The 21,676-nt window shown below is 59.8% G+C and carries 21 protein-coding genes; 8 read left to right on the plus strand and 13 right to left on the minus strand.

Features of this window, described 5'->3' with window-relative positions:
- Positions 1-21: 21 nt before the first annotated feature.
- The 3 genes from ftsY to WNE31_RS16180 all read right to left on the minus strand — a co-directional run bounded on the left by ftsY (position 22) and on the right by WNE31_RS16180 (position 3,760).
- The gene (gene ftsY, locus WNE31_RS16170; protein WP_349980989.1) at positions 22-1,218 is read right to left on the minus strand and encodes a signal recognition particle-docking protein FtsY; all 1,197 of its coding nucleotides are present in this window, start codon (positions 1,216-1,218) and stop codon (positions 22-24) included.
- A gap of 44 nt (positions 1,219-1,262) precedes the next feature.
- A complete protein-coding gene (locus WNE31_RS16175; RefSeq protein WP_349980990.1) occupies positions 1,263-1,943 on the minus strand; it encodes a lysoplasmalogenase family protein in 681 nt (226 codons plus the stop codon).
- 128 nt (positions 1,944-2,071) lie between these two features.
- Positions 2,072-3,760, minus strand: a complete 1,689-nt coding sequence (locus WNE31_RS16180) for an NAD(P)H-dependent oxidoreductase subunit E (protein WP_349980991.1) — start codon at positions 3,758-3,760, stop codon at positions 2,072-2,074.
- 180 nt (positions 3,761-3,940) lie between these two features.
- Here WNE31_RS16180 and WNE31_RS16185 point away from each other — a divergent pair, with 180 nt between their 5' ends.
- Positions 3,941-4,966 (plus strand): alkane 1-monooxygenase, encoded by a 1,026-nt coding sequence (locus WNE31_RS16185; RefSeq protein WP_349980992.1) that lies wholly within the window; start codon positions 3,941-3,943, stop codon positions 4,964-4,966.
- A gap of 39 nt (positions 4,967-5,005) precedes the next feature.
- Positions 5,006-5,392 (plus strand): hypothetical protein, encoded by a 387-nt coding sequence (locus tag WNE31_RS16190; RefSeq protein WP_349980993.1) that lies wholly within the window; start codon positions 5,006-5,008, stop codon positions 5,390-5,392.
- Between the two features lie 39 nt (positions 5,393-5,431).
- Here the strand turns inward: WNE31_RS16190 and xseA are convergent, their stop codons facing one another.
- Positions 5,432-6,916 carry an exodeoxyribonuclease VII large subunit gene (gene xseA, locus WNE31_RS16195; RefSeq protein ID WP_349980994.1) on the minus strand — a complete coding sequence of 495 codons (1,485 nt, stop codon included), beginning with the start codon at positions 6,914-6,916 and terminating at the stop codon, positions 5,432-5,434.
- Between the two features lie 76 nt (positions 6,917-6,992).
- On the opposite strand from xseA, the gene purD reads away from it, so the two are divergent.
- The 3 genes from purD (at position 6,993) to WNE31_RS16210 (ending at position 10,036) form a co-directional block, all read left to right on the plus strand.
- A complete protein-coding gene (purD, locus tag WNE31_RS16200) occupies positions 6,993-8,255 on the plus strand; it encodes a phosphoribosylamine--glycine ligase (protein ID WP_349980995.1) in 1,263 nt (420 codons plus the stop codon).
- A gap of 196 nt (positions 8,256-8,451) precedes the next feature.
- Positions 8,452-9,345 carry a bestrophin family protein gene (locus WNE31_RS16205; RefSeq protein ID WP_349980996.1) on the plus strand — a complete coding sequence of 298 codons (894 nt, stop codon included), beginning with the start codon at positions 8,452-8,454 and terminating at the stop codon, positions 9,343-9,345.
- A gap of 58 nt (positions 9,346-9,403) precedes the next feature.
- Positions 9,404-10,036 carry a LuxR C-terminal-related transcriptional regulator gene (locus tag WNE31_RS16210; protein WP_349980997.1) on the plus strand — a complete coding sequence of 211 codons (633 nt, stop codon included), beginning with the start codon at positions 9,404-9,406 and terminating at the stop codon, positions 10,034-10,036.
- 19 nt (positions 10,037-10,055) lie between these two features.
- On the opposite strand, the gene WNE31_RS16215 is transcribed toward WNE31_RS16210, so the two are convergent.
- Positions 10,056-10,784, minus strand: a complete 729-nt coding sequence (locus tag WNE31_RS16215) for an FG-GAP repeat domain-containing protein (protein WP_349980998.1) — start codon at positions 10,782-10,784, stop codon at positions 10,056-10,058.
- A 47-nt stretch (positions 10,785-10,831) separates the two neighbouring features.
- Positions 10,832-11,155, minus strand: a complete 324-nt coding sequence (locus WNE31_RS16220; RefSeq protein WP_349980999.1) for a 2Fe-2S iron-sulfur cluster-binding protein — start codon at positions 11,153-11,155, stop codon at positions 10,832-10,834.
- Positions 11,156-11,382: 227 nt separating this feature from the next.
- On the opposite strand from WNE31_RS16220, the gene WNE31_RS16225 reads away from it, so the two are divergent.
- Positions 11,383-11,925 carry a peptidoglycan-binding domain-containing protein gene (locus tag WNE31_RS16225; RefSeq protein ID WP_349981000.1) on the plus strand — a complete coding sequence of 181 codons (543 nt, stop codon included), beginning with the start codon at positions 11,383-11,385 and terminating at the stop codon, positions 11,923-11,925.
- A 57-nt stretch (positions 11,926-11,982) separates the two neighbouring features.
- On the opposite strand, the gene WNE31_RS16230 is transcribed toward WNE31_RS16225, so the two are convergent.
- The 6 genes from WNE31_RS16230 to rpiA all read right to left on the minus strand — a co-directional run bounded on the left by WNE31_RS16230 (position 11,983) and on the right by rpiA (position 18,044).
- On the minus strand, positions 11,983-13,359 hold the full coding sequence (locus tag WNE31_RS16230) for a Do family serine endopeptidase (RefSeq protein WP_463407440.1): 1,377 nt from the start codon (positions 13,357-13,359) through the stop codon (positions 11,983-11,985).
- A gap of 245 nt (positions 13,360-13,604) precedes the next feature.
- Positions 13,605-13,802 carry a DUF2065 domain-containing protein gene (locus WNE31_RS16235; protein ID WP_349981002.1) on the minus strand — a complete coding sequence of 66 codons (198 nt, stop codon included), beginning with the start codon at positions 13,800-13,802 and terminating at the stop codon, positions 13,605-13,607.
- A complete protein-coding gene (hflC, locus tag WNE31_RS16240) occupies positions 13,799-14,668 on the minus strand; it encodes a protease modulator HflC (protein WP_349981003.1) in 870 nt (289 codons plus the stop codon). Before hflC ends, WNE31_RS16235 begins: the two co-directional genes overlap by 4 nt.
- A complete protein-coding gene (gene hflK, locus WNE31_RS16245; RefSeq protein ID WP_349981004.1) occupies positions 14,665-15,822 on the minus strand; it encodes an FtsH protease activity modulator HflK in 1,158 nt (385 codons plus the stop codon). Before hflK ends, hflC begins: the two co-directional genes overlap by 4 nt.
- Positions 15,823-15,890: 68 nt before the next feature.
- Entirely contained in the window at positions 15,891-17,246 is a 1,356-nt protein-coding gene (gene gor / locus WNE31_RS16250) for a glutathione-disulfide reductase (protein ID WP_349981005.1), read from the minus strand.
- Between the two features lie 9 nt (positions 17,247-17,255).
- The gene (gene rpiA / locus WNE31_RS16255; protein ID WP_349981006.1) at positions 17,256-18,044 is read right to left on the minus strand and encodes a ribose-5-phosphate isomerase RpiA; all 789 of its coding nucleotides are present in this window, start codon (positions 18,042-18,044) and stop codon (positions 17,256-17,258) included.
- A gap of 283 nt (positions 18,045-18,327) precedes the next feature.
- Between rpiA and WNE31_RS16260 the strand changes: the two genes are divergently transcribed.
- Both WNE31_RS16260 and WNE31_RS16265 read left to right on the plus strand, forming a co-directional pair.
- A complete protein-coding gene (locus WNE31_RS16260) occupies positions 18,328-19,035 on the plus strand; it encodes a glutathione S-transferase family protein (protein WP_349981007.1) in 708 nt (235 codons plus the stop codon).
- A complete protein-coding gene (locus WNE31_RS16265) occupies positions 19,036-20,409 on the plus strand; it encodes an L-serine ammonia-lyase (protein ID WP_349981008.1) in 1,374 nt (457 codons plus the stop codon). It abuts the gene before it with no gap.
- A 15-nt stretch (positions 20,410-20,424) separates the two neighbouring features.
- On the opposite strand, the gene WNE31_RS16270 is transcribed toward WNE31_RS16265, so the two are convergent.
- Complete coding sequence (locus WNE31_RS16270) at positions 20,425-21,240, minus strand: lytic transglycosylase domain-containing protein (RefSeq protein ID WP_349981011.1); 816 nt, start codon at positions 21,238-21,240, stop codon at positions 20,425-20,427.
- Positions 21,241-21,676: the final 436 nt, after the last annotated feature.

Consider the following 21,676-nt stretch of genomic DNA (forward strand, 5'->3'; position numbering starts at 1 on the left):
GAGGGCGCGTCGCCGTTACGATCACTCGGTCGTCAGCCCCGTCAATGCTGCCGCAAATTCTTCAGGATCAAACGGGGCAAGGTCATCAATCTGTTCACCCACCCCGATGGCATGGATCGGCAAGCCGAACTTGTCGGCAAGGGAAACAAGGATACCGCCCTTGGCCGTCCCGTCGAGTTTGGTCATGACCAGCCCCGACACATCGGCCAGTTTCTGGAAGGTTTCGACCTGGCTCACCGCGTTCTGGCCTGTTGTCGCGTCAAGCACCAGAAGCGTGTTGTGCGGCGCAGTTTCATCTTTCTTGCGGATCACGCGCACGATCTTGGCCAGTTCTTCCATGAGGTCGGCGCGGTTCTGCAACCGTCCAGCGGTGTCGATCATCAAAAGGTCCGCGCCCTCTTCCTGCGCCTTGGTCATGGCGTCAAAGGCAAGGCTGGCCGGATCAGACCCTTCGGGCGCAGTCAGGACAGGCACGCCGGCGCGATCACCCCAGACCTGCAACTGTTCGACAGCCGCTGCGCGGAAGGTGTCACCGGCGGCAATCACAACCTTCTTGCCAGCCGATTTGAACTGGCTCGCCAGTTTGCCGATTGTGGTTGTCTTGCCCGACCCGTTGACCCCGACCACCAGCACGACCTGTGGCGTGTTGGGATAAAGAGGCAGAGGCCGCGCAACGGGCTCCATGACGCGCGCGATTTCATCGGCAAGGATTTTCTTGATCTCGTCGGTCGAGAGCCGCTTGCCGAACCGCCCCTCGGCAATGTTCGCAGTGACCCGCAGGGCCGTATCCACACCCATATCCGACGCAATCAACAGCTCTTCCAGCTGTTCCAACATGTCGTCATCCAGCACGCGCTTGACGACGGGCTTGCTGCCTGCGCGCCCGGTCAGCCGCGCAAGGAAACCGGGTTTCGCGGCAGGTTCGGGCTCGGTCCGAGGCTCTTCTGCAGTCACTTCGGGCGCTGCGGGTGGCTCGGGCGTCTCGACCGGCGGCTCTTCGGGTGTTGGCTCGGGCGCAGCATCGAGAGGCGCGCTTTCGGGTTCTGCCGCATCTTTGCTCGGGGGCGCTGGTGTTGAAGCGGGCGCAGGGGCTGTTTGTGTCACATCCTGTTCCTGCGACACTTCCTCGCCGCCATCTTCGACGATCGCATCCAATCCTTCTTCAAGTTTGGAAGACGATTTGAACAGCCTGTCCTTGAGCTTTGAAAAAAACGCCATTGCGAACTCCGGAAATACGTCTTTCTTCACCTACTGCGGATTTGTCAGATTTGGAAGAGCGGCCGCGCAAAGCCTGCGCCGATCAGGATCGCGCATTGCCCAAGCGCATAAAGCAACCAGAGAGACACAGAGGCGGGTACCTGCCAGCGCGAGGTGGCCGTCATGCGGAACAGCTGGATCGACAGGATCGTATCAGACGCCAGAAAGGCGAATGCCCCCCAGACGGCGATATCCCGCCCCTCAAGTGACAATGCAGTCAACCCCATAGCGGCAATCAAAACCACATAAAGCCGCACCGGCGATTTCATCACGCCGGCATGGGGGATCAGCCAGAATTCGGTCGAAAGGGCGAACACCACCATCGCAACAATCGCCAGCGTGCCAACATTCGACACTTCCCCGATTTGAAGAAAGTGCAGGATATAAAGCAAATGTGCCGAGGCAAAGGCAACCAACCCAACCAGAAACGGCTTTTCCCCGTCGCGGGACAAGGCGATATCGCCCAAGGCGGACAAGGCCAGCCCGGCAACGACCAGTGGCGCCGCGAAATTAACTGCCCCCGCCACCGCAAAGGCCAGCAAGGGCACCGCCTTGACCAGCGTCTTAGGTATACTTGGCCCGCGATAGCAAAAGCCCACAGCGTAGATCGCAGCGAACAACAGTCCGACCGAAAGGCTGGCATACATTGTCGATTGGCGCAGAGCAATTTCTTCCAGAACGGTCATTAGGGCCTCGTTGTGCAGTGCGGGCACTAAACCAGTCGCGGGGCAAAATGTCTCGCGTACTTTTCCAAAAAAATACCCCGCTACGGGGCGGGGTACAGGGTTTCACATGTCCGGCGCTTTAATGCGCTTCAAACCTCGTCGGGGAAATGCTTGATTGTCAGACGGATCGGGTTGGGCGCCGCCTGCCCCAAACCGCAGATCGACGCATCCACCATGGTCTGGCTGAGCTCTTCCAGCAAATCCTGATCCCAATGATCCGCCTGCATCAACTTGACGGCTTTTTCACAGCCCACCCGACAGGGCGTACATTGCCCACAGCTTTCGTCCTCGAAAAAGCGCAGCATGTTTAGCGCCGCCGCGCGGGCGCTGTCCTGATCGGACAGGACGACAACTGCCGCCGATCCGATGAAGGTGCCCAACGGTTGCAGCGTGTCAAAATCCAGCGGCACATCGTTGATCGACGCAGGCAACAACCCCGACGAAGGCCCGCCCGGCTGGTAGGCCTTGAAACTGTGCCCTTCGGCCATGCCGCCCGCGGCCTCGATAATGTCCAGAATGGTCGAACCTGCGGGCAGCAGATAGACCCCCGGATTGGCCACGCGGCCAGACACGGAATAGTTTCGCAAACCACGACGCCCGTTCTTTTCCGTCGCGTTCAGCACCTCGGGACCAAAGCGCACGATGCGCGCAACCCAGTAAAGCGACTCGACATTGTGCACCAGCGTCGGCTGACCAAAGACACCGACCTGCGCAACAAAGGGCGGGCGGTGGCGCGGCTCGCCGCGTTTGCCTTCGATCGACTCGATCATCGCGGATTCTTCCCCGCAGATATAAGCCCCGGCCCCGCGACGCAGGTCGATATATCCGGGCTCGACCAGGCCCTCGGCCTCGAGGTTGGCAACCTCGCGGCGCAAAATTTCGCGCACGGCAGGGTTTTCGTCGCGGATATAGACAAAACATGTAACGGCCTCGACGGCCCAGGCTGCGATTAGCATCCCCTCAAGGAACATATGCGGATTGCGTTCAAGGTGGTGGCGGTCCTTGAACGTGCCGGGTTCGCCTTCATCCCCGTTGACGGCAAGATAACGCGGACCGGGGTTGGCCCGCACGAACCCCCATTTGGTGCCGGACGGAAAACCGGCCCCGCCCAGGCCGCGCAGGCCGGCCTCTTTGATCTGGGCTTGAACCTCTTCCCAATTACCGTTTTCGCGCAGTTGTTGCAGCGTACGATAGCCGCCATCGGCTTTGTATTCGGCAAAGCCCTGATAATCCGGAATGCGGACATGGGTCTCGCCCGCGTGAATCGCCGCCATGACCTTTTCCGGCGTGGCGTGGTCGATGTGATTGTGGCCCAGTTCCAGCGTGGGCGCGGTATCACAGCGCCCCATGCAAGGCGCACGCAAGACGCGCACTTCGGACGGATCAAGCCCCTCTTCCAGCACCTTCTTGAGTTCCTGCGCCCCGGCCAGTTCGCAAGACAGGGAATCGCAGACCCGGATGGTCAGGGCGGGCGGCGGCGTTTCGCCCTCTTTGACCACATCGAAATGTGCATAAAAGCTCGCCACCTCGTAAACCTCGGCCTGCGCTATGCGCATTTCCTCGGCCAGCGCCCGCAGATGAGGCGCCGACAGATGGCCATAGGCATCCTGGATCAGGTGCAAAAACTCGATCAGAAGATCCCGGTTGCGCGGACGTTCACCCAGCAACGCCAGAACCTCGGCATGTGCAGTATCGTCCAGCTGGCGCCCTTTCGGGGTCTTGCGACCTTTGCCCTTGCCGGATTTCCAGATGCCTTTTTTCGAATCGTCCAGTGCCATTCCGGGTTCCTTCATCTTGATTCAGTCGCGAAAATAGCCTTTTGTCCGGGAAAGAGGGCATACCAAAAGCGACATGCATGCACCCGTAAGCGTTCTCTTGCGGGGTGAACCAAATGCCTTTTGCAAACGCCCCCTGTCAGGTTGGCCGGGGCAACCGATTTAGAACAGGCAACCTGACTGATGCTCTGGTTTTCCATCGCCACACTTGTTCCTGTGCTGCTGCTGACACTTGCGGGTGTCTGGGGGGGCGCATTCTGTCTTGCAGCGCTGCTGTATCAGGGCGCGTTCGTGCATGTCATGGACCGGCTGGTGCATGGTGCGGCGGCCCGTAGGGGGGTCGGTGGAGAATTTCCGGTGGGTGAAGGCCTGGCGGTGAGCCTCGGTCTAGCGCATCTCTTATTAATTTGTCTTGCCGTCTACGCCGTTGGCGGACCAAGCGACCTGTCCGCATGGGAACGGGCAGCCTGTTTTATCGCCTTTGGTCTGTTCTTCGGACAGGTGAGCAATGCCAACGCCCACGAATTGATCCATAAGCAAGGGCGCTGGCCCCGTCGCCTTGGGGTTCTGGTCTATATCTCGCTGCTTTTCGGGCACCATGCCTCGGCCCATCCCAAGGTGCACCATATCTGGGTGGCGACAGAGCGCGACCCGAACAGCCCCGCCCCGAATGAAAGCTTCTATCGTTTCTGGCCACGCGCCTGGATCGGCAGTTTCCGAGAGGGGTTGCAGGCCGAAAACGACCTGCGCGCGCGGGCAAAAACGGACCTTTCAATCTGGTCGCACCCTTACGTGGCCTATATTCTGGGCGCTTGTGGCATGGTCGCAGGTTCGGCCTTGTTGTTCGGGTGGGGCGGCATCGCGGCCCTCTTGGCCATCACTTGCTATGCCCAGATGCAACTCCTGCTGTCGGACTATGTGCAGCATTACGGATTGCGTCGAAAGCGCCTTGAGACCGGCAAGTTCGAACCCGTCGGCCCCGAGCACAGCTGGAACACACCCCATTTCTACAGTTCGGCCCTGATGCTGAACGCGCCGCGCCATTCAGACCACCACATGAACCCGTTGCGCACCTATCCCTCGTTGCAACTGGACGAAGCAACGATGCCCGTGTTGCCCCGATCCTTGCCGGTCATGGCGACCCTTGCCCTGTGGCCACGCAAATGGCGGGCCGTGATGAACCCGCGGGTGGCGGCGCTTTCCACATAAGGCTTGGCAGCGGCCCCCGTCCTCTGGCAGTCTTGCACTATGCGGTTTCTTTTCCTCTTCCTGTTCCTGCCCGTCATGGCAACGGCCGAAACACCCCTGTCAGCGCAGGCGTTCGAACAGCGCACCCTTGGCAAAATCCTGTTCTACGGTGCGGATGGCACACGCTATGGGGTCGAGGAATACCTGCCGGATCGCCGCGTGCGCTGGTCATTCCTGGATGGGAAATGCAAAGACGGCATCTGGTACGAAAGCGGGCCGCAGATCTGCTTTGTCTACGAAGACAACCCCGAGCCGCAATGCTGGCTGTTTTTCGAGGATGGTGTCGGGTTGCGTGCCGAATTTGCCACCGGGGACGACCCGACCGTGCTGTACGAAGTTGAGACGGGGGACGAGATGCTGTGCCTTGGTCCCGACGTCGGGGTTTAACCTGACCGCAAAAGCAGGTCAGACATCTGAAGCGATGTCCTAGAAGAGACTGCCTTGTGTGGGCGAGGGATTCGGTTTGGGCGCTTTCTTTGCCGCCGGCTTGGCCCCCAACTTGAAGGTGCCGTCTGCGAACTCGATCTCGATCTCGCTGGCCTTGCGCGCCGCCTTGGTGCTGGTCACCAGATCGCCATCGCCGCGCACCACGGCATAGCCGCGTTCCAACGTTGCCTTGTACCCAAGCGTGATGCGCAGACGCTCAAGCCCGGCGAGTTTTTCTTTCTGCGTTTCGATGCGGCGCCGGAACAGATCTTCAAGGCGACCACCAGTCACCTCAAGCTTGTCCTTGCGGCGTGCGATTTCTCGGGTCAGGGCGACAGGGCTCAGCCGGTCGGCACGCCGACCCAGCGCCTGTCGCTTGGTGTCGATCATGCGTTTCAGGGCACTGGCGCGCAGGCTTCCACTGGTTTCACTCAATTTGACGCGGCGCTGTTGCACCCCGGCCTGCAAGGCACGCGGCAGGGCCTCGGACGCATTGTCCAGACGCTGCGCCGGTGTTTGCAGCAGGGTATCGGGGCGCGGCAGGGCGCGGGCAAGGTCGCGTAAACGCTGGCCCCGACGGGACACGCCCTCGCTCAGGGCCCGCGTCAGGCGTGCTCCCTGCTCGTCTGTCCAGCCCAGCAAGTCCAGCCGCACCGGAACGGCCATTTCTGCCGCAGCGGTCGGGGTGGGCGCGCGACGGTCCGAGACAAAGTCGATCAGCGTCGTATCTGTTTCATGCCCCACGGCCGAGATCAGGGGAATATCGCTGGCCGCGGCCGCCCGGGCAACGATTTCCTCGTTGAACCCCCAGAGGTCTTCAATACTCCCACCGCCCCGCGCTACGATCAGCAGGTCAGGGCGCGGCATGGCCCCGCCGGGAGTCAGGGCATTGAACCCCGAGATGGCGCGCGCCACCTGCGACGCGCATTGTTCGCCCTGCACGGCAACCGGCCAGATCAACACCTTGCGCGGGAACCTGTCGCGCAACCGGTGCAGGATATCACGGATCACCGCCCCCGAGGGCGAGGTCACGACACCGATGATCTCGGGCAGATAGGGCAGCGGTTTCTTGCGTTCCGGCGCGAACAGACCCTCGGCAGCCAGCTGTTTTTTGCGTTTTTCAAGCATCGCCATCAGCGCGCCTTCGCCCGCGACGGTGACGTCATCGACGTTGATCTGGTACTTGGACTGGCTGCCGAAGGTCGTTAGCTTGCCGGTGACGACAACCTCCATGCCCTCTTCGGGCATCATGGACAGGCGACTGACCTGCCCTTTCCAGCTGACCGCGGCAATGACAGACCGGTCGTCCTTGACATCGAAATAGAGATGCCCCGACCGCGCCAGCATCACGCGCCCGACCTCACCACGCACGCGCACCCGCCCGAACGCCCCCTCGATGGTGCGTTTCAGGGCCCCGGAAATTTCCGATACGCTAAATTCCGGGGCGTTTTCGCCCTCAATCGGGGAATCGATCAGGTCGGACATTTGGCCTCGCTTGTCAGACAGTTCGCCACAGCTTAGAACGCCTGCAAACGAAGGCCAAGCAGAAGGGCATCCCCCAATGAACATCCTCATCCTCGGTAGCGGCGGGCGCGAACATGCGCTGGCATGGGCTGTCATGCAGAACCCGAAATGTGACAAGCTGATCGTCGCGCCGGGCAATGCGGGGATCGCCAAGATCGCCGATTGCGCAAGCTTTGACATCGAGGATGGCGGCGTGGTGGTGAACTTTGCCGAAGAGAATGCCATCGACTTTGTCATTATCGGCCCTGAGGCCCCGCTGGCCGCAGGCGTGGCGGACCGTCTGCGCGAGGCCGGCATTCTTGTGTTCGGACCGTCCGAAGGCGCAGCCAAATTGGAAGCCTCGAAAAGCTTTACCAAGGAAATCTGCGACGCGGCCAAGGCACCGACTGCAGCCTATGGACATTTCACCGACGCCGAGGCCGCCAAAACGTATATCCGCGAACAAGGCGCGCCCATTGTGGTCAAGGCCGACGGGCTGGCCGCGGGCAAGGGGGTGATCGTCGCCATGGACGACCAAACCGCGCTGGACGCCATCGACGACATGTTCGGCGGCGCTTTTGGGGGCGCAGGGGCCGAAGTGGTGATCGAAGAGTTCATGGAAGGTGAGGAAGCGTCTTTCTTCATCCTGTGCGATGGCAAGACCGCGCTGCCCATCGGCACGGCCCAAGACCACAAGCGCGTGGGCGAAGGCGATACCGGCCTGAACACCGGCGGTATGGGGGCCTATTCGCCTGCGCCCGTTCTCTCGGACGAGATCGCGCAAAAGGCGCTGGACGAGATCATCCAGCCCACGATCGACGAAATGGCCAAACGCGGCACGCCCTATCAAGGGGTGCTCTATGCCGGGCTGATGATCAAGGACGGCGAACCCCGCCTTGTGGAATACAACGTGCGCTTTGGTGATCCTGAATGTCAGGTTCTGATGATGCGCCTTGGCGCTCAGGCGATGGACCTGATGCACGCTGCTGCCGAAGAACGTCTGGCCGAGGCGCAGGTCAACTGGGCCGACGACCACGCAATCACGGTGGTGATGGCGGCGAACGGCTATCCGGGCAGTTACGATAAAGGCAGCGTCATCAAGGGGCTTGATGGCCTGCCCGAAGATAGCAAGAACATGGTGTTTCACGCAGGCACAACCGCCAAGGACGGGGCTATCATGGCAAGTGGCGGGCGGGTCCTGAACGTGACCGCGCGCGGTGCCACCCTGCAGGAAGCCCGGGATCGTGCCTATGAGATGGTTGAAGCCATCGACTGGCCCGGCGGGTTCTACCGTCGAGATATCGGCTGGCGCGCGCTCTGATCTGCTCCTCGGAGCGTGACCACCGCGCCTTGCACTCCCCATGTTCTTCTAGAATGTCGTATGCGTCAGACCCCACCTTTGGATGAGGGTCTGCTATCTGGCGTCTTTGGTCCTGTGAGCGTCGTATAGAACGCGCCAGAGAATTGTGTCATTTTGTAATCGTCCAGTTTGCAGCCATGAAAACCGGACCAGAAAAATGATCGTTCGTGATACACCTCGCCTGTTTGAACTGTTATTTGCCGTTCGCGGTTCGGTGTTGCCGCGCATTTCGCCACGCATTCTTGGCTTTGTCTTGTTCTCGGTGGCCATTGTCATCATCGACTCGGATCTCCTGCGCCTTCCCCATACCTCTGTGTCTGCCTTGGCTGGCTTTGGAATCGCGCTGTCCCTTTTCTTGGGGTTTCGGAACAACGCCGCATATGACCGGTGGTGGGAAGGGCGGCGCCTTTGGGGGCAACTGATTGCGGATGTCCGTTCACTGGGCCGGGAAACAGATCTGTTTCTGGCCAACCCGCAACTCAGAGAAAAGCTGTTACGCACTACAATCGCCTTTCTCCATTTGCATCGGATGCAATTGCGGAAACTTCCCAGTAGTAGGAAGGCGCAAGAATGGTGCGGGGAGAGTTTTTCAGAGGCGCCCCACCCTCCTTGCGCCGCAATGGATCGCATGAATGAAATCTTGGTCGAGGCCAAACGCGAGGGTGCGCTTGATGGGTTCGGCGCCAAGGCGCTGACCGAACGTTTGTCGAGTATCGCCTTTGCACAAGCCGGATGTGAACGGATCGCCACGACACCACTGCCTTTTGTGTATTCTCTGTTGGTGTTTCGCACCACCTATCTTTACGCGCTGCTGCTGCCCTTTGCCCTTTTGGACAGTGCCGGTTGGATGACACCCGTGTTTGTCGGCGTTGTCGCCTATGTGTTCTTTGGCCTCGCAGAGGTCACCGAAGAACTGGCCCATCCTTTCGGGGAAACCGTGAACAGTTTGCCACTGGATGCCATGTGTCGCACGATGGAAATCAGTATTTCAAAACACCTGAACCTGATCCCGCCCGCGCCGCTGAAACCCGACCGGTTTTATCTGAGTTAGAATTTGCCTATGGCGCGGCAAATCTCTACCTTGCCCTAACAACCAAGGGGACCAGGGGATGTCCGCTCAGACCTCATACGAAACACGCATCGACCAAGCCTATGCAGACCGCGATTTTACCGAGCTGGCCTTTCATTTTGTGCCGGTCGGCATTGTCGTGACCGAAAACCGCGTCATCCGGGATTGCAACCAGACCTTCGCCGACATGTTCGGTTATGGCCGCGAGGCGCTGCGGGACCAGACCTTTGCGATCCTGTATCCCAGCCAGGAAGAGTTCGCGAACATCCGCAACCGCGGGGTCGAGTCGCTGCGCGAAGGAAATATGTACTGGGATGAACGGGTAATGATGCGCAACGGTGGCGATTTGTTCTGGTGCCGTGTGCGGGGACATACCTTTACCCCCGAAGACCCCCTAATGCGCGCAGTCTGGAGTTTTGCCGACCTATCGGACACCCGCCCGTACCAGCAATTGACCCGGCGAGAACGCGAAGTGTTCTCGTTGATGAGCGAGGGAATGACCTCGAAAGAGATTGCGTTGGTGCTCAAGATGTCCAACCGGACCGTGGAAGTGCACCGCGCGAAGCTGCTCAAGAAATTCGGGGCCAGCAATACCGCGGCGCTGTTCCAATCGCTGGGCACGATCAGCGGCGATCACGTGACCAATTCAGGGCATCAGTTTTCTACACGCTAGGGGATGGGGTGAGGCGTGGTTACGACCGGCACGCCATCGCTGCGGCAACGCTTTGCCGTCCGGTGAAACGCCCAATATCGCGGCTGGTCAGCTGACCTTCCGAGAATCGAGTCGCAATGATGCGCGCCCAAGCCGCATCCGCCGTGATGATCTCGGGCCCGTCTCCACAATCCCGAATGCCGCCTGTGATATGGGTTTCTCCGATCCGGTGATTGGTCAGGCCGGACTTTTCCGCAACCTGTATCAATTCGTCGCCCTCTAGACGCCATATCCGAAGTGTTTTCGCCAGATGGGGGCGGTCTACATATGCAATCTCGATGCTGCCATCGCGGTCGAGATCCGCAGCCCCCGCCACGGCCAACCAACGGTGCCGCCGACCGATCGCCGGTGTCTCGGCCAGCACCTGCAATTGCGATGTCCCCGTCGCGCCATTGCGCACGACGTCCCAAACCCGAAGCGCCGCGCCCCGGTCGAAATAGGAAATCACACTCAGGACTTCGGGAACGCCATCGCCCGTCACGTCGACAAGGCGCGGAGCGGTGTCTTCGTAAACAGCCGAAGACCCGGCAGGCGAGGACAGAACCTGCCCGTCTTTCAGCCGAAATTCGATGGCTTCGTATTCGCCGCGCGGCACCACACCGTGCCCGTAAACCGATGTCGGATCTGTATACCGCGCCGACAGGATATCTGCGCCGGCCGTTACGGCGCTGACACAAATCAGGCCCGCACCAAGAAAGAGGCGGCGCAAGTGGCGCCAACCCAAGCGCGAGGCAGGCTGGCGCACCCTCGGAAACATCAGATCTGTTTTTCGGGCATTTGCACGACGAGACCGTCAAGGGCATCTGTCACCTTGATCTGACAGGTCAGACGCGACCGGGTCGGATCGGGCTCATACGCAAAGTCCAGCATGTCCTCTTCCATGTCATCCTTGGCCGGAACTTTCTCGACCCAATCAGGATGCACATAGACATGGCAGGTCGAACAGGCACAGGCCCCGCCGCAATCTGCCTCGATACCCGGAATATTGTTGTCGCGGGCGCCTTCCATCACGGTCAGCCCGTTGGCCACGTCTACGGTGTGCTCGGTCCCGTTATGTTCGACATAAGTGATCTTTGCCATGTCCTGAAACTTTCCTTGCGAGTGTTTTGCCCTTAACTAAGCACCGGCTGGGGACTCTTCCAGTACAATTTGCGACTTCTGCCATGTCACGGGGCGACAAATTCCCCAGAACCGCGGCCACGAGAGCTGCTGCCGCGGGCACTGCGCGCCACCAAAAGGCTTTTTGCAAGCCCCAAATCAGGCTATGAAGGACAAAACCCCGTGCAAAAGCACAGAGCAGGCCACCGATGTTCAAACGCGTTTTCCCGATTCTGGCTGTTTCCGCCATCGCATTGACAGGTTGTGTCGAGCCAGGCGCGGTGGCACAGGATCTCGAGGCGCTTGGTGAACCCGGCCTGGTGCGCAGCACCGCGCTGGCCCCGCCGGGGGCGGAACCCGGTACCTGCTGGGGGCGTGAGGTATCGCCTGCGGTGATCGAAACCGTCACGGAACAGGTCATGGTGCAACCCGCCGAGGTCCTGGCGGATGGCACCGTTCTGAGCCAAGCCGTGTTCCGCAGCGAAACCCGACAACAGATCGTTCAGGAACGCCGGGAAACGTGGTTCCAAACACCGTGCGAAGACGTCTGGACCGAAGAATTCACATCTTCCGTGCAGCGCGCGCTGGCGGCACGTGGGCTGTATCATGGAAGCATCACCGGCCAGAGGGACAAACGCACGCTTGTCGCGATCCGGCGCTATCAAGAGGCGCAGGGTCTCGACAGTGCGATCCTGTCCTTGGAAGCGGCGCGAAGTCTGGGCCTTGTGGCGGTGGAACGCGACACGGGATGATCGTGCAGAAAAAAAGGGCGCCAAGCGGCGCCCTTCCTCGTTCAGGTCAGTGACCCATCAGTCTTCGATATTGAGCGCCACGAAACGCGGCTCACCACCGCGACGCACCAGCAGGAGCAGCGACTTTCGACCGGCCTCTTTGGCCTCGGAGATACGCTTTTCCAGATCGCTCACGCTGGTCAGCTTTTGCTGGCTGGCCTCGGTCAGAACATCACCGGCGCGCAGGCCTTTTTCAAACGCCTTTGACGACTCGTCGACATTTGTGACAACCAAACCCTCGGTACCTTCGGCCACACCCAGTTCCGAACGCATGTCATCGGTCAGCGGCGTCACAGTCAGACCCAGGATTTCCTTTTCGACCGTTTCCGGCTGTTCCGGGGCAGGCGTCGCACCATTTCCTTCCGCTGTTTCACGGCGGCCCAGCGTCACCTTGATGTTCTTGGTTTCGCCATCGCGCAGCACCACGATGCGCACGGTTTTCCCCACATCTGTATTGCCGACCTGACGCACCAGACCACGCACGTCTTCGACCTGTTTCCCGTCGAAGGTGGTGATGACATCGCCAGCCAGAAGCCCAGCGTCACGCGCGGGGCCTTCGGGCACGTCGGTGACCATCGCACCAGCGGCCTTGTCCAGACCTTCAATGGCATCGACCATATCTTCGGTCACGTTCTGGATGCGCACACCCAGCCAGCCACGACGGGTTTCGCCGAATTCCTTCAGCTGGTCGACAACCTTGGTCACGACATTCGACGCCATCGAGAAACCAATCCCGATCGAGCCCCCATTGGGGGACAGAATGGCAGTGTTTACGCCGACAACCTGTCCATCCATATTGAACAGCGGCCCACCCGAGTTGCCTCGGTTGATCGCGGCATCGGTCTGGATATAGTCATCATAGCTGCCTGACAGGGCACGGTTGCGCGCCGACACGATGCCAGCGGACACCGAGAACCCCTGCCCCAGCGGGTTGCCCATGGCGATCACCCAATCCCCGACACGCGCCGTGTCACTGTCACCGAAATTGACAAAGTCCAGCGGTTTGTCCGACTCGACTTTCAGCAGAGCGATATCAGTGTTGGGGTCCTTGCCGATCAGTTTGGCAGGCAGTTCTTCGCCCGAGAAAAACTCGATCAGGATTTCATCGGCGCCGTCAATGACGTGGTTGTTCGTGACCACGAACCCGTCTTCCGAAATCACGAACCCCGAACCCAGCGCAGATGTGCGGCGGGGACGGTCCCCGTTGCCCTGACGATCCTGAAATTCGCGGAAGAAATCCTCGAAGGGTGATCCTTCGGGCACGATGCCTTGCGGCCCGGTGCGCCCCGCGACCACGGTCGAGGTGGTGATGTTCACAACAGCCGGGCTGATTTTCTCGGCCAGTTCTGCAAAGCTTTCCGGGCGGGCCTGCGCGACCGTGGCCTGTGCCACCATCACGGCCAGAGCCACCAAGGCGACCCACAATCCGCGCACCCGCGCGTAAGGCCGACTTGCGATTGCTTGATTAGTCAATGCCTTGTCTCCTGTGTATGACTGATTTGGCGGCAGCGGATCATGCCCCCGCTGCCAATTGCGTTAAAAATGGCGTTCCGCATTGCTGTCTGCAACGGGCGCCGGATCGCGATGTCACCACGTATGGTGAATAGTTCGTGAGATATTTGAAACATAAACCGAAATGGTCAGGCGCCCAATGCTTTTGCCATCCAGACCAATGCGACACCGCCAGCGATCGAGATCAAGCCCAATGTGCGGCGCTGTCCTTCCGGCAACTGGCGCAGCGCCTCGAGCAGTTGCTCGACAAGCGAAGGGGCCAGTGCGTACACCAGCCCCTCGATGATCAGCACAAGGCCAATCGCCAATAATGCGGTCCCGATCATTCGCGGGTGTCCGATTTCAGATAGTTGAAGAAATCACTATCCGGAGACATCACCATCGTGGAATTCCCTTCGAGAAGGGAGTTACGATAGGCTGCAAGCGAACGGTAGAATTCAAAGAACTCCGGATCTGCGCCAAAGGCTTCGGCAAAGATGCCGTTGCGTTTCGCGTCGGCTTCACCGCGGATGATTTCCGACTGGCGGTTTGCATCCGATACCAGTTCGACCACGGTCCGGTCGGCCTGCGCCCGAACACGCTGCGCAGCTTCTTCACCACGTGCGATCTCGTCCGCGGCTTCCCGTTCACGTTCTGCACGCATCCGTGCAAAGGTCGCTTCGAGGTTGGCCTGCGGAAGGTCGGTACGCTTCAGACGGACATCGATCACTTCGAGACCCAGACCTTGTGCCTCGGTGATCGCAGCGTTGCGGATGTTCAGCATCAGCGCCGCACGATCGGACGACAGGATGTCGTTCGATGTCACTTTACCCAGTACCTCGCGTGTTTGCGACCGCAGGATATTGTCCAGACGCTGTTCGGCGAGAGCAACACCACCGGGACCAACGGCCTGACGGAACTGGACCACATCCGTGATCCGGTACCGCGCGAAGGCGTCCACGATCAGACGACGGTCATCAGAGGGCGTGATTTCCAGAGGACCGACTTCGCGGCTCAGGATCCGGTCATCATAGCTGACCACTTCCTGAATAAGCGGAATCTTGAAATAGAGCCCGGGCTCTTCCTTCACATCAACGACACGACCAAATTGCAGCACCAGCGCCTTTTCGCGCTCGTCCACAATGAACAGTGCCGAATAAATCGCTATGCCAATGACGGCGATGATCGGCAGGAGGAAACTAGATTTTCTCATTTCTTCGCTCCCTTGTTCAGTTCATTCAGGGGAAGGTACGGGACAACACCCTGACCATTGGATTGTTCGTCGATAATGACCTTGTCGACCCGGCCAAGAACTTCTTCCATCGTCTCGAGGTAGAGACGTTTACGGGTCACGTCCGGCGCTTTCTGGTATTCCTCCAGAACAGCCGAGAAACGGCTGGCTTCACCTTCGGCCTCGTTCACGACCTGGGCGCGATAGGCCTCGGCCTCTTCGAGAACCTGCGCGGCTTCACCGCGCGCACCGGCCAACACGCGGTTGGCATAGGCGTCTGCCTGTTTCTCGAGACGGTCACGTTCCTGCGATGCCGATTGCACTTCGCGGAACGAATCCTTCACCGGTTCGGGCGGATCAGCACCGTCAAAGTTCACCCGGACGATGTTCACGCCCGAATCATAGCTGTCGAGCGTCGACTGGATCAAATCCTGAAGGCGGTCGGCAATGACGTCACGATCACGGTTCAGGACCGGCGCCAGTTCCGACTGTGCGATAATCTCGCGCATGGCCGATTCCGACACGGCGCGAATGGTGTCACGCGGATCACGCAGGTTGAACAGGAACTGCGCAGGATCCGAGATGTTCCAGACCACCTGAAAGTCGATATCGACGATGTTCTCGTCCCCCGTCAACATCAGACCATCGACCACACGGCCCGACGACGGAATGTCTTCGGTTTGTTCGCGCGTGACCGGCAGAACCTCTGCCGTAACCAGCGGCCACGGGGCAAAGTTCAGACCCGGCTCGCCAGTTTGCAGGTATTCACCAAGAAACAGCTCGACCGATTTTTCTTCGGGCTTGACCGAATAGAGGCTGGCAGCGCCCCATGCGACCACGGCCGCAACGATACCGATGGCGACCATTGGCTTGCTGATCCCGCCACCCGATGGCGGACGACCGCCGTTCTGGCCGTTGCCCGACCCGCCGCGACCGCCCATGAGCACGCGCAGCTGATCCTGACCTTTTTTCATCAATTCTTCGATATCAGGGATCTGAGGGCCTTCATCGTTGGGGCCTCGGCCACCGCCGCCCCCCTGATTTCCGCCGCCGTTCTGGCCACGGTGACCACCACCGCCGCCTCCGCCGCCCTGATTTCCGCCGCCGCCCCAGGGGCCGCCACTATTTCCTGCCATAAAGGTTCATCCCTTCCCTAACTATTTCAGCGTCTCTGCACAGAAATCTGTGCCCCGCGCCGCGAAATTCAACCCGTACGGGTCGGTGTCTTCATTGTGACGATTTCTTCCGACATGGTCGGATGTACCGCAACCGTACGGTCAAAATCCTCTTTGGTGGCGCCCATCTTGACCGCGATGCCGGCCAACTGGATCATTTCCCCCGCGCCGGGCGCTACGATATGACACCCCAAAACCTTGCGGGTTTTCTGGCTGACAACAAGTTTCATCAGCACCCGCTCGCTACGCCCCGCAAAAGATTGCTGCATCGGCTTGAAACTTGTGGCGTAAACCTCGATCGGTTCCTGCTCGGCGGCGTCTTCCTCGGACAGGCCCACCGTGCCCATCTCGGGCTGGGTGAAAATCGCGGTCGGGATCAGTTCGTGATCGGGCTTGGTCGGGTTGCCCTTGAACACGGTTTCCACAAACGCCATGCCTTCGCGGATCGCGACCGGCGTCAGGTTCACGCGGTCAGTCACATCACCCACGGCATAGACCGACGGCACGGCGGTCTGGCTATAGTCATCGACCACCACCTCGCCCTTGCGGCCGAGTTTCACACCGATCTCTTCCAGACCAAGGCCATCGCTGTTGGGGGAACGCCCCGTGGCGAACATCACCTGATCGAACAGGTTCTCATCGCCATTCGTCGCCACGACGCGGATCTTGTCGCCTTCTTTCTGCATCCGCACGATATTGGTGCCCAGATGCAGTTTGATGCCCCGCTGGCACATTTCTTCGCTGACAAGTCCACGCGCTTCGTCGTCAAACCCGCGCAGAATTTGGGCGCCGCGATAATACTGGGTCACGTTCACGCCCATGCCGTTCAGGATGCCCGCAAATTCGCAGGCGATGTATCCGCCGCCGACAATCAGAATAGACTCGGGCAGTTTCTCGAGATGGAAAATATCGTTCGAGGTGATCCCCAACTCATCGCCTTCGATGCCGGGCAACACGGGGCGCCCCCCCGTTGCCAGCAGGATATGCTTGGCGGTTTTGCGTGTACCATCGGCCAGTTCGACCGTGTGCGCATCCGCCAACTTGGCCCGCTGGTCGAAGGTTTCTACGCCGTTGTTTTTCAGGATCCCGCGATAGACGTTTTCCAACCTGTCCAGCTCGGCATAAAGCTTGCCGCGGAACACGTCCCAGTCAAAGGCGCCGGGCTGGATATCCCAACCATAGGCTTGCGCGTCCTCGACCATGCCGGCGTATTCGCTGGCAAACACCATCAGTTTTTTGGGCACACATCCGCGGATTACGCAGGTGCCGCCATAGCGGTCCTCTTCGGCCAGAGCCACTTTGACACCTTCTTGGGCCGCGACACGCGCAGCCCTGACGCCACCGGATCCGCCACCGATGACAAACAAATCATAATCGAAAGCCATTTTCCGCCCTTAGTCTACCAGATCAGTGAAAAGGTTGTCGGTTTCCGCGAAATCCAACATCGCCTCTTCGATCGTTCCGGCATTGATGTCCCGCACTTCCACGCGCCCGTCACCATAACCGACAACAACCGCGTCACAGATATCAATGAACAGCCCGTTTTCAACCACGCCCGGCATCTGGTTCAGCACCATGGCCAACTGGCGGGCATCGCCAATGCGGTTGAGGTGCAGGTCAAGAATGTGGTTCCCTTCGTCTGTCACGAACGGGCTGTCGCCATTCATGCGCAGGGTCGAGGTCCGCCCCAACACATCCATGCTGACCAGTGTTTCTTCAATCAGGGCCTGTGTGGTCTGCCAGCCAAACGGGATCACCTCGACCGGCAAGGGAAACGCGCCCAGCGTTTCGACCTCTTTCCCGATATCGGCAATCACGACCATTTGATCCGAAGCAGTCGCCACGATCTTTTCCTGCAAAAGCGCGCCGCCCCCGCCCTTGATCAGGTTCAGGTCCCCGTCGAATTCGTCGGCACCATCAATGGTCACATCCAGCCAGCGCGCCTCGTCAAGGCTGACCACGTTGATCCCGACCTCGCGCGCTAACTGCGCCGTACGTGTCGAGGTCGGCACGCCCTTGATACGCAGACCCTCGTCGCGCACCATTTCTCCAAGGCAACGCACCAGCCACGCGGCGGTCGAACCGGTGCCAAGGCCGACACGCATCCCGTCCTCGACATATTCTGCCGCCTTCTTTGCGGCGACGAACTTGGCCTTGTCGATGGGTGACAATTCTCCGGACATACGGCGACTCCCTTGTTCTTGTTGCCAAGGTTATAGGAAAGAAGCGTGCGGGGGGCTACGGCAAAACAGCAGTTTTCGATGTATCTCCTGTGTGATGGGCCCATATTTCGGCAATACCGGCTGGTTTGGTCACCTCTCACCGTACCCGCACATCCAGGAGAACCTCCGGCCAAGGCAGTGCGCGCCCTGCGTAACCATGCAATAAACAAAATGAGCGCGTTTCCGAAAGGAAACGTCGCTTTGAGACACCCACTTGGCAGGGCCGCCGCTTACCTTCCATCGCATGAGTAAACTTATACGACTTCACTATGCCCCCGACAATGCTTCGGGAATCGTGCGCCTTGCGCTTGAAGAACTGGGTTTGCCCTATGAAACCGTCCTTGTGGACCGGTCACAAAATGCGCAGCAGAGTACTGTCTTTCGCAAACTGAATCCCGCGGCCAAGATACCCGCGCTGGAAACACCGGACGGCACCATGTTCGAAACGGCCGCGATCCTCCTTTGGTTGGCGGACACCTCGGGCCGTCTGGCTCCGCCGGTCACCGGCCCCGAGCGTACATCCTTCCTGAGCTGGCTTTTCTACGCCTCTAACACGCTGCACGCCAATTTGCGCATGACCTTCTATCCGCAGAAATACGTCGGGGACATGCGGGCGCCCCAAAAAGCATTGCTTTCCGGCGCGCGCGCCAATGTCCTCGAAGGTTTGCGCCTGTTCGAAAGTAATGCAGCAACAGGCCAGCTTTGGTTCAACAACCCGGACAACCTTTCGGTGCTGGACCTCTATTTGTGCCCCATGCTGCGCTGGATGGCGCTGTACCCCAAACAGGACACAGACTGGTTTGCGCTGAAAGACTGGCCCAATCTCTATGATCTCGCAAAGCGGATCGAAACCCGCCCGTCTGTTCATACCTTGTGTCAGACAGAGGGCATGGCCGCGCGCCCGTTCACAAACCCATCCCCGCCCCGACCGTTTGAAGGAGTGGCTCTCTAAATGTTTCTTTCGGTTTTCGACATGTTCAAGGTGGGTGTTGGCCCATCTTCATCCCACACCATGGGCCCGATGGTGGCGGCGGCGCGGTTTCTCGACCAGATGCGCGCCTCTCCGTTCGATTTCCACGGTCTGCGTGCCTCGCTGCACGGCTCGCTTGCCTTTACAGGCGTGGGGCACGCCACTGACCGAGCCACGATCCTTGGGCTGGCCGGCTTTTTGCCCGACACATATGACCACGAAAAAGCAGAGCGCACCCTTGCAGGGATCAAAGACACAAAAACGGTGTCTCCCAGCGGGCTACCGGAATTGCATTTTGATCCGTCCGAGGACCTGAAGTTCGACTTTGGTCCCAACCTGCCCGGTCACGCCAATGGCATGATCCTGATGGCGACCGATGCGCAGGGCGACGTGATCCTGCAGGAAACCTACTACTCGATCGGCGGCGGCTTCGTGATGACCGAGGGCGAACTGGCTGCTGGCAAGGCCACGGATGAAGGCGCACCTGTGCCCTTCCCCTTCAAAACCGCTGCGGAAATGCTCGAAATGGCCAAAAGCTCGGGCAAGTCCATCGCCGATATGAAACGCGCGAACGAGATTTCGCGCGGCTGCTCCGAAAGCCTCAAGACCGGTTGCGCCCGCCTGTGGGACGTGATGAACAATTGTATCGAGCGCGGCCTGACCACCGACGGCACCTTGCCAGGGGGCCTGAACGTGCGCCGTCGCGCCAAGGGCATCCATGACGCCTTGCAGGCCGAGCGTGGAATGAACCTGAATGCGCCGCACACCATCAATGACTGGATGAGCGCCTATGCCATGGCCGTAAACGAGGAAAACGCGGCCGGGGGACAGGTGGTCACGGCACCGACCAATGGCGCGGCGGGGGTTCTGCCGGCGGTCATCCGCTATTGGCTGGATCATGTCCCCGGGGCCACAACGTCGAAAATCGAGGAATTCCTTTTGACGGCGGCGGCAATCGGGGGACTCGTCAAATTCAACGCCTCAATCTCGGGGGCCGAGGCCGGATGTCAGGCCGAAGTCGGCAGCGCCTCTGCCATGGCCGCAGCCGGATTGTGTGCCGTGATGGGCGGTACGCCGGAACAGGTCGAAAACGCCGCCGAGATCGCGCTTGAGCATCATCTCGGCATGACTTGCGACCCTGTCAAAGGTCTGGTGCAGGTGCCTTGCATCGAGCGCAACGGGCTGGGCGCGATCAAGGCCGTGTCCGCGGCTTCACTGGCCCTGCGCGGGGATGGCCATCATTTCGTGCCGTTGGATGCGGTGATCGAAACTATGCGCCAGACCGGTCAGGACATGCACGAAAAGTACAAGGAAACCTCGCTGGGCGGGCTGGCCGTGAACGTCCCGAACTGCTGACATCGTCTGCGGGCGTCACGGCGTGACGAAAACGCACCCGTCCGAGATCAACTGCGGCGGTGTCCGGCATAACCCGCGGGCCACCTTGTAGGCGGCCAGAACCTTGGGCACGTAATCGCGTGTTTCCGCAAAGGGCGGCACGCCGTTGTGCTTGGTCACCGCGTTTTCGCCGGCATTATATCCTGCCAGGACCAGCATCGGGTCGGTATCGAACCGTTCCATCAGGAAATCCAGAAACGCGACCCCACCCTTGATGTTCTCGGCCGGAATCACCCGGTCCGCCACGCCAAACCGATCCGCAGTCGCGGGCATCAACTGCATCAGACCTGCGGCACCTGCACTGCTGACCGCATCGACACGCCCCCCGGACTCGACCGAGATCACGGCCAGCACCAACGCTGGTGAAACTTGGGTGCCTACGGTAGCCTTGAGGATGTCGATCCCGTGTTTCTGGGCAAGCCCCTGCATGACCTGCAGGCGCGGCGCCGCAACACCGTGACCGGCCGGGGGCGCGCTTAGGGCGTCCAGCGCCACTCGCAGCCGACCCGGCCCGGAGGCGGACAAATCAGGCGAGACCTTTTCCCAGAACCAAGCATAGCTGCTAGCGATTGCAGGTTGATCTGCATCCCCGCTTTCTGCTTTGGGGGCGGGCGCCACGGGGACCGCGGGCACGGTCGGTTCGATCTGCACTGTGATCCGCTTTTTCTGCCCCGGTTTGGGCGGTGTCACGCGTTTGGCTTTGAAATCAGGGAAAGGTGGCGGCGACTCGGCTGCGGCCGGGGCCGAAAGACCCAGCGCAAGAAGGCATGGAAACAGAATCCTGCTCGTCATCATGGTGTACTGCCCGACTTTTTTGTCGTTACTTGCCTGCAAGTCTCGCAAAAAACCCACCACAGAGCCAGTTCCGAGCGGGAAAATGCCCGCAAAGGTGTCAAAATTGCCAAATTCGGGGAGGCTCGCAACCCATGCACGGGCCATTTTTCAAATAATTTAATTTATTTTCATACACTTAAGATAAAAACTCAGAATTTCTTTCAAAGCACGAAAAAGGCACCAATCGCGCCCAAATCGTGCCCCAATCAAAGTGGATATTGCTTTCATACCAAGTCGGACACCGGGCCAGAGAGAGAGCGGCCCACCAAGGGCCGGCCGGGTGGAAACTGAAAATCTAGTGATCCTTTGGAGGGACAAAACCATGATCAAATTCATCAAAAACTTCCGCAAAGACGAAAACGGCGCCGTAACTGTTGACTGGGTTGTTCTGACC

It is taken from the genome of Shimia fortis (assembly GCF_040225985.1).
Taxonomy (GTDB): domain Bacteria; phylum Pseudomonadota; class Alphaproteobacteria; order Rhodobacterales; family Rhodobacteraceae; genus Shimia.

Bases quoted from the DNA above. Each gene is read 5' to 3' on its own strand.
- ftsY (WP_349980989.1), bottom strand. From the start codon at position 1,218: ATGGCGTTTTTTTCAAAGCTCAAGGACAGGCTGTTCAAATCGTCTTCC.
- WNE31_RS16175 (WP_349980990.1), bottom strand. From the start codon at position 1,943: ATGACCGTTCTGGAAGAAATTGCTCTGCGCCAATCGACAATGTATGCC.
- WNE31_RS16180 (WP_349980991.1), bottom strand. From the start codon at position 3,760: ATGGCACTGGACGATTCGAAAAAAGGCATCTGGAAATCCGGCAAGGGC.
- WNE31_RS16185 (WP_349980992.1), top strand. From the start codon at position 3,941: ATGCTCTGGTTTTCCATCGCCACACTTGTTCCTGTGCTGCTGCTGACA.
- WNE31_RS16190 (WP_349980993.1), top strand. From the start codon at position 5,006: ATGCGGTTTCTTTTCCTCTTCCTGTTCCTGCCCGTCATGGCAACGGCC.
- xseA (WP_349980994.1), bottom strand. From the start codon at position 6,916: ATGTCCGACCTGATCGATTCCCCGATTGAGGGCGAAAACGCCCCGGAA.
- purD (WP_349980995.1), top strand. From the start codon at position 6,993: ATGAACATCCTCATCCTCGGTAGCGGCGGGCGCGAACATGCGCTGGCA.
- WNE31_RS16205 (WP_349980996.1), top strand. From the start codon at position 8,452: ATGATCGTTCGTGATACACCTCGCCTGTTTGAACTGTTATTTGCCGTT.
- WNE31_RS16210 (WP_349980997.1), top strand. From the start codon at position 9,404: ATGTCCGCTCAGACCTCATACGAAACACGCATCGACCAAGCCTATGCA.
- WNE31_RS16220 (WP_349980999.1), bottom strand. From the start codon at position 11,155: ATGGCAAAGATCACTTATGTCGAACATAACGGGACCGAGCACACCGTA.
- WNE31_RS16225 (WP_349981000.1), top strand. From the start codon at position 11,383: ATGTTCAAACGCGTTTTCCCGATTCTGGCTGTTTCCGCCATCGCATTG.
- WNE31_RS16230 (WP_463407440.1), bottom strand. From the start codon at position 13,359: ATGGTGGCACAGGCCACGGTCGCGCAGGCCCGCCCGGAAAGCTTTGCA.
- WNE31_RS16235 (WP_349981002.1), bottom strand. From the start codon at position 13,802: ATGATCGGGACCGCATTATTGGCGATTGGCCTTGTGCTGATCATCGAG.
- hflC (WP_349981003.1), bottom strand. From the start codon at position 14,668: ATGAGAAAATCTAGTTTCCTCCTGCCGATCATCGCCGTCATTGGCATA.
- hflK (WP_349981004.1), bottom strand. From the start codon at position 15,822: ATGGCAGGAAATAGTGGCGGCCCCTGGGGCGGCGGCGGAAATCAGGGC.
- gor (WP_349981005.1), bottom strand. From the start codon at position 17,246: ATGGCTTTCGATTATGATTTGTTTGTCATCGGTGGCGGATCCGGTGGC.
- rpiA (WP_349981006.1), bottom strand. From the start codon at position 18,044: ATGTCCGGAGAATTGTCACCCATCGACAAGGCCAAGTTCGTCGCCGCA.
- WNE31_RS16260 (WP_349981007.1), top strand. From the start codon at position 18,328: ATGAGTAAACTTATACGACTTCACTATGCCCCCGACAATGCTTCGGGA.
- WNE31_RS16265 (WP_349981008.1), top strand. From the start codon at position 19,036: ATGTTTCTTTCGGTTTTCGACATGTTCAAGGTGGGTGTTGGCCCATCT.
- WNE31_RS16270 (WP_349981011.1), bottom strand. From the start codon at position 21,240: ATGACGAGCAGGATTCTGTTTCCATGCCTTCTTGCGCTGGGTCTTTCG.